Annotated in this window: 7 protein-coding genes and 7 tRNA genes; all 14 read left to right on the plus strand. The window is 39.2% G+C overall.

The annotated features are described in order from the left end of the window. Nucleotides 1-123: 123 nt before the first annotated feature. The 14 genes from murB (at nucleotide 124) to AC6F8J_RS03365 (ending at nucleotide 6,184) form a co-directional block, all read left to right on the plus strand. Nucleotides 124-1,035, plus strand: coding sequence for a UDP-N-acetylmuramate dehydrogenase (murB, locus tag AC6F8J_RS03300; protein ID WP_500720975.1), 912 nt, complete (start codon nucleotides 124-126; stop codon nucleotides 1,033-1,035). Between the two features lie 23 nt (nucleotides 1,036-1,058). Beyond that, entirely contained in the window at nucleotides 1,059-1,931 is an 873-nt protein-coding gene (gene rapZ, locus AC6F8J_RS03305; RefSeq protein ID WP_500720977.1) for an RNase adapter RapZ, read from the plus strand. A 10-nt stretch (nucleotides 1,932-1,941) separates the two neighbouring features. Next, the gene (locus tag AC6F8J_RS03310) at nucleotides 1,942-2,886 is read left to right on the plus strand and encodes a uridine diphosphate-N-acetylglucosamine-binding protein YvcK (protein WP_500720979.1); all 945 of its coding nucleotides are present in this window, start codon (nucleotides 1,942-1,944) and stop codon (nucleotides 2,884-2,886) included. A gap of 26 nt (nucleotides 2,887-2,912) precedes the next feature. After that, the gene (gene whiA / locus AC6F8J_RS03315) at nucleotides 2,913-3,869 is read left to right on the plus strand and encodes a DNA-binding protein WhiA (protein WP_500720981.1); all 957 of its coding nucleotides are present in this window, start codon (nucleotides 2,913-2,915) and stop codon (nucleotides 3,867-3,869) included. After that, nucleotides 3,862-4,119, plus strand: a complete 258-nt coding sequence (locus AC6F8J_RS03320) for an HPr family phosphocarrier protein (RefSeq protein WP_275842247.1) — start codon at nucleotides 3,862-3,864, stop codon at nucleotides 4,117-4,119. The genes whiA and AC6F8J_RS03320 overlap by 8 nt, the downstream gene beginning before the upstream one ends. A 95-nt stretch (nucleotides 4,120-4,214) precedes the next feature. Beyond that, entirely contained in the window at nucleotides 4,215-4,817 is a 603-nt protein-coding gene (locus tag AC6F8J_RS03325) for an XTP/dITP diphosphatase (protein WP_500720983.1), read from the plus strand. 2 nt (nucleotides 4,818-4,819) lie between these two features. Continuing rightward, nucleotides 4,820-5,299 carry a YfcE family phosphodiesterase gene (locus tag AC6F8J_RS03330; protein ID WP_500720985.1) on the plus strand — a complete coding sequence of 160 codons (480 nt, stop codon included), beginning with the start codon at nucleotides 4,820-4,822 and terminating at the stop codon, nucleotides 5,297-5,299. 141 nt (nucleotides 5,300-5,440) lie between these two features. Continuing rightward, a tRNA-Pro gene (locus AC6F8J_RS03335) sits at nucleotides 5,441-5,515 on the plus strand. Nucleotides 5,516-5,557: 42 nt separating this feature from the next. Then, nucleotides 5,558-5,628: transfer RNA gene (locus AC6F8J_RS03340), tRNA-Gly, on the plus strand. A gap of 34 nt (nucleotides 5,629-5,662) precedes the next feature. Then, nucleotides 5,663-5,736 (plus strand) — tRNA-Arg (locus tag AC6F8J_RS03345). 36 nt (nucleotides 5,737-5,772) lie between these two features. Further along, a tRNA-His gene (locus AC6F8J_RS03350) sits at nucleotides 5,773-5,844 on the plus strand. 11 nt (nucleotides 5,845-5,855) lie between these two features. Further along, nucleotides 5,856-5,927: transfer RNA gene (locus tag AC6F8J_RS03355), tRNA-Gln, on the plus strand. A gap of 58 nt (nucleotides 5,928-5,985) precedes the next feature. Beyond that, nucleotides 5,986-6,058 (plus strand) — tRNA-Lys (locus AC6F8J_RS03360). Nucleotides 6,059-6,102: 44 nt separating this feature from the next. Next, nucleotides 6,103-6,184 (plus strand) — tRNA-Leu (locus AC6F8J_RS03365). Nucleotides 6,185-6,272: the final 88 nt, after the last annotated feature.

Consider the following 6,272-nt stretch of genomic DNA (forward strand, 5'->3'; position numbering starts at 1 on the left):
TGAACCGCCTTTTCTTTAGCAGAAGCTATTGGAAAGGTGGTTTGTTCTTCTTTCTTAACTTGAAGGGTCATGATATAATTAATTTTGACTAAAGCAGTAACATAGAAACGAGTGAGGTGTTTGATGATTAAGTTACAGGAACGTATGGATAAAAAAAAGTTTGAAGGTGCAGGGTTTTTCTATAATGAGCCTATGTGTCTTCATACATCTTTTAAGATTGGTGGTCCGGCAGATTTGTTTTTTGTGCCAAAAACTATAAAACATATTGAGGATATCATCGGATTATGTATAGAACTAGATATACCATATTATATAATGGGTAACGGAAGCAATCTCTTAGTGAGTGACCGAGGCTACCGCGGGGTGATTATACAGATTTGCAAGAATATGAGTGAATACAGAATAGATGGCAATCGTGTCTATGCTCAAGGAGGCATTCTGCTATCAAGTCTTTCTAAGCATATTTATGGAGCCGGACTTAGAGGCTTTGAATTTGCATCCGGTATTCCAGGAACCCTTGGTGGTGCCGTATATATGAATGCAGGGGCCTATGGCGGGGAAATCAAAGATGTTATTATAGAGGCAGAAATATTAACAAGAAAAGGGGAAGCCAGAAGACTGACGAAAGAAGCACTGGAACTGGGTTATCGACATAGCAGCCTTCAGATTCATGAAGATATTGTATTGTCTGCAACTTTAGTACTTGAACAAGGGGACAAAAAAACAATTAAGACGCTTATGCAGGATCTGGGACAAAGAAGAAAAGATAAGCAGCCCATTGAATTACCAAGTGCAGGCAGTACATTCAAACGGCCGGAAGGCCATTATGCAGGGAAGTTGATTATGGATGCAGGCTTATCAGGTTATCGTATAGGTGATGCTAGGGTTTCGATAAAACACTGTGGCTTTGTTGTTAATGAAGGACAAGCAACTTGTAAGGAAGTGCTAGAGCTTATTGACTATATTCAACATGAAGTCAAATATAAGTTTGATGTAGACCTAGAAACGGAAGTAAGAATTATAGGTGAATTTTAGTCATAAATGAAAGGAGGCATAAGATGGAGTTTGTAATAGTGACAGGTATGTCAGGCGCCGGAAAAAGTACCACTTTAAAATTTTTAGAAGACGCAGGGTATTTTTGTGTCGACAATCTGCTACCTGCCTTAATTGGTAAATTTGCAGATGTTTGTTTTAGTCCAGATTCAGGACTAAAAAAGATTGCGCTGGGTGTGGATGTTCGAAGTGGCATGCACTTTGAGATTCTCTTTGGTGAACTGGCTCAGTTAAAGAGCCAAGGGGTAACCGTGGATATCATTTTTCTTGAGTCTAGCAACGACATTTTGATTAAAAGATTTAAAGAAACCAGAAGAAAGCATCCATTAGTGGAAGACGGAAGAATTGAAGACGCCATTTTAGAAGAAAGAACCCTTCTTGAACCGGTAAAAAGTCAAGCAAAGATTATAATTGACACGACCAACCTCCTGACAAGAGAGCTTAGGCTAGAGCTTCATAAAGCACTTAATGATGAGAAGAGCTATAAGAATCTAATCATCACAGTTCTTTCATTTGGGTTTAAATATGGTATTCCATCGGATTCAGATTTGGTTTTTGACGTTCGTTTCATACCCAACCCCTATTATAAATCTGAACTCAGAGGTTTTACAGGAAAAGATAAAGTGGTTCAGGATTATGTAATGAAATGGGATGTTTCGACCGTTTTTATAGGAAAACTGGATGATATGTTGGCCTTTCTCATACCTAATTATATTAAAGAAGGAAAAAATCAATTGGTCATCAGCATTGGATGTACCGGAGGCAAACACAGATCTGTTACATTAACCGACGCCTTAGCTAGGAAATTAGAGAGCTATAACTACAGCGTACACTGTCACCATAGAGATATTGAGAAGGATGCCCTTAGAGGGAAGTAGCAGGTAAACCATGAAAAATAAAAAAATCGTCTGCATCGGTGGTGGTACAGGATTATCCACCATGCTTAGAGGCTTAAAGAATCATACAAAAGAGTTGACAGCCATTGTCACAGTATCTGACAATGGTGGTCACTCAGGGAATCTAAGAAAAGAAATGAAAATATTGCCACCAGGGGATATACGAAACTGTTTATTGGCACTCGCGGAAGCAGAACCAATGCTAGAGGCTTTGTTTGCCCATCGATTTTCAGAAGGTTCTCTTAAGGGGTATAACCTGGGAAACCTATTGATTGTAGGTCTTAGGGACTTGTATGGTAACTTTGGAGCGGCCGTTGAAAAAGCTCATGAAGTACTTCGAGTTAGAGGACAAGTATTGCCTGTGACAACAGAAGATGTCCAGCTTAAAGCTATTTATGACGATGGTAGCGAGATTATCGGCGAATGCGAGATTGTAACAGCTAATAAGAGTCATAAGAAGCATATCAAAAAGATGAAGCTTAAGCCAAGTAACCCTAAGGTATATAAGAATGTTTTGGAAAAGATTGAGGCAGCAGATAGTATCATACTTGGGCCGGGAAGTCTTTATACATCTATTATCCCCAACCTATTGGTGAAAGGGGTTTGTGAAGCATTGAAGAATGCAAAAGGCAAGATTGTCTACGTAGGTAATATTATGACCCAACCCGGTGAGACGGAAGGTTTTACCTTGCTTGAGCATGTTAATGTTATCGAGCAGTATATTGGTGTTGGATCGATTGATAAAATCATAGCCAATGACGGTTGGCCAGAAGCTATGGTTATCGAACATTATAATCAAGATGGGGCAGAGTTGGTCTTACCTCTAATCAACGATGATCGGGTTTTAGCTGTACCTATGATCGCACTCAATGAAAAAACAGGCTATGTCCGACATGACTCAGAACTATTGGCAGAAATCATCATGTCTATTGATTAGCGTATTAGAAAAAATGAGGTGAAGGTATGTCATTTTCATCAAAGGTGAAGGACGAACTGGCTAGACATATCGGTGAGGCCAGACATTGTAGGATTGCAGAAGTTGCAGCCATCATCAATGTATGCGGAAAAATAAAAGAGAATGAAAAAGGTGAAGTCATAAGCCTAAAAATACAGACGGAAAATGCGGCAGTAGCAAGAAAATGCTTTACTTTATTAAAGAAAACATTTAATATAAAAGTTGAGATATCCATCAAGAAAAATATTTATCTGAAGAAGCATAGAATCTATCATATTTATGTTATGGACAGTGAAGAGGCTTTAACTATTTTGAAAGTTACAAAGATGCTTATTGAGGGTAAGGTGGATCGACACATCAGTCCATTAATCGTGCAAACGACATGTTGCAAACGTGCTTATATTAGAGGTGCTTTTTTGGCGAGTGGTTCCATTAGTGATCCGGAAAAGACCTATCACCTTGAGTTTGTAAATCAAGAAGAAAAGCATACGATAGAACTCATGCGTTTGGTAAACACTTTTGAAATGGACGCAAAGATTGTCTTAAGAAAGAAGTATTATGTGTTATACTTAAAAGAAGGCAATCAGATTGTGGATTTACTGAATATCATGGAAGCGCATGTTGCATTGATGGAGTTAGAAAACCTTAGAATTCTAAAAGAAATGCGCAACAATGTAAACCGCATTGTTAATTGTGAAACAGCAAATATTAATAAGACTGTATCTGCCGCTGTTAAACAGTTGCAGGATATAGATTATATTGATCAAACAATTGGCCTTGGAACATTGCCGGAAAACTTAAAATCCATCGCAAGCTTAAGGATTGAGCATTCAGATGCCAGTCTTATAGAACTTGGTCAACTGCTAGATCCAGTAGTAGGCAAATCAGGTGTGAATCACCGATTAAGAAAAATAAGTCAAATTGCTGAAAAATTAAAGAGCACAAGGGAGGAATTTCATGACTGAGAAAAAAGTAATGGTTAAAATAGCATCAGGACTTGAGGCAAGACCAGTTGCTTTATTTGTTCAAGTGGCTAGCCAATTTCAAAGCAGCATTTACGTTTCCATGCAAAATAAAAAAGTGAATGCCAAAAGTATTATGGGTATGATGTCGCTTGGCATTCTTGAGGGTGAAAGCATTCTTCTAACAGCTGAAGGACCTGACGAGGAAGAATCCATTGAAAAATTGGAAAACTATCTTACCACAGTTGAGTAAACAACAGATATAACCCCGTCACCCAATTGTAGTTATACATAAGGTGAGGGGTTTTTAATTTCCATATTAAATGGATTGAATTTAAGGAGAGCATCATGGAAAAACAGATTATTTTTGCGACAAAGAACCAGCATAAGATGATAGAGATTAAAGAAATATTGTCAGATTTACCATACAAGATAGTTTCTATGGAAGATGTCGGTATTGATATTGATGTGATAGAGGATGGGCATACCTTTGAAGAAAATGCCATAAAAAAAGCGAAAGAAATAGCGGCAAAAACCGGTGATATTGTTTTGGCGGATGATTCAGGGCTTGAAGTGGATTATATGCATGGTGAACCGGGCATTTACTCCGCACGGTTTGGTGGTGAAACAACCACCTATGATGTTAAGAATCAAATGGTCTTGGATAGATTAAAAAATGCTAAAGAAAAAGAGCGTTCAGCACGCTTTGTATGTGTAATAGCAGCTGCTTTTCCAAACGGTGAGGTAAGACATGTAAGAGCTACCATTGAAGGTTATATTGCCAATGAAGCTAAGGGTGCAGGCGGATTTGGATATGACCCTATTTTCTATGTACCTGAAGAAGGATGCACAACAGCCGAAATGACAGTAGATAAAAAAAATGCTATCAGCCATAGGGGGCAAGCTTTAAGACGTATAAAAGATACGCTTAAGGCTTATTTCGAGGTATAGAGATGAAGATTTTAGTCATCAGTGACACCCATAAAAGAATTAAGCATGTATTAGACCTCATGGAAGGTGATCATCGTTTTGACAGAATCTTCCATTTGGGAGATTTAGTAAGAGATGCTCGGGACATAGAGCGTCTTTTCAACATACCCATTGACTATGTGGCCGGTAACTGTGATTGGGGAGAAAACAATGTGCCTACTGAGAAAGTTGTGCTTATTCAAGGGAAAAAAATCTTACTCACCCATGGGCATCATCATTATGTCAAACATGGTACGAATATGTTAAAAGCGTTAGCAAAAAAAGAAAAGTATGATATAATTTTATATGGACATACCCATATGGCACATGAAGAATACGAAGGTAAATGTTTAATTTTTAATCCGGGCAGCATCAGTTCGCCCAGAGACGGTGTGGCCAGTTTTGGCGTTTTAACCATTGATGGTGATGGGAAGGTCCATACTAATATCCCTAGAATTTCTTGAAAAATGTCTTAAAAACCTTGATTTTAGAGGGGTTTAGAAAAAGAAAAGGAATTATAAAAAAAACCCTTCAAAAGTGTTGACAAAGTTTTGTTTACTCTGTATAATACATCTTGCACGTTTGAAATAAAAGCCTTTGAAAAACGGGGTGTGGCTCAGCTTGGCTAGAGCGCTTGATTTGGGTTCAAGAGGCCGCAGGTTCGAATCCTGTCACCCCGATTTTTATGCGACACCATAGTGTGATATGATAGCCATCATTTTGCGGGTGTAGTTTAATGGTAAAACTCCAGCCTTCCAAGCTGGTTACGGGGGTTCGATTCCCCCTACCCGCTTCATCATTAAATGAGCACACCAAAGATATAACTTGTGCCAGTAGCTCAGCTGGATAGAGCATCGCCCTTCTAAGGCGGGTGTCCGGGGTTCGAATCCCTGCTGGCACGTTAATGATTCTTAAGATATCTTAAGATGATCATATGGTGGGTATAGTTCAATGGTAGAGCGCCAGATTGTGGTTCTGGTTGTTGTGGGTTCGAGTCCCATTATCCACCCTTAAAAATATTGGGTAGTCGCCAAGCGGTAAGGCACTGGACTTTGACTCCTGTATGCGAAGGTTCGAATCCTTCCTACCCAGTTTCCATAAGGTCAATGTAACAGCGGTCATATGGCAGAAATAAGGAACATAGTAATATGGGTCACTAGCTCAGCTGGTAGAGCACTGGACTTTTAATCCAGTTGTCTCGGGTTCGAACCCCGGGTGACTCATCGTTAATGCTTGCAGTAACTTGTTGCTGCTTGCAATAACACAAGCGGATGTGGCGGAATTGGCAGACGCACTAGACTTAGGATCTAGCGCTTTACGGCGTGGGGGTTCGACTCCCTTCATCCGCATTACAAAAAAAGAATCTACTGAGTAGATTCTTTTTTTGTGTTTAACTCATCAAACCTATTTAACCGACAGAGGGCATTATTTTGATAT

The sequence above is a fragment of the Petrocella sp. genome (assembly GCF_059865615.1).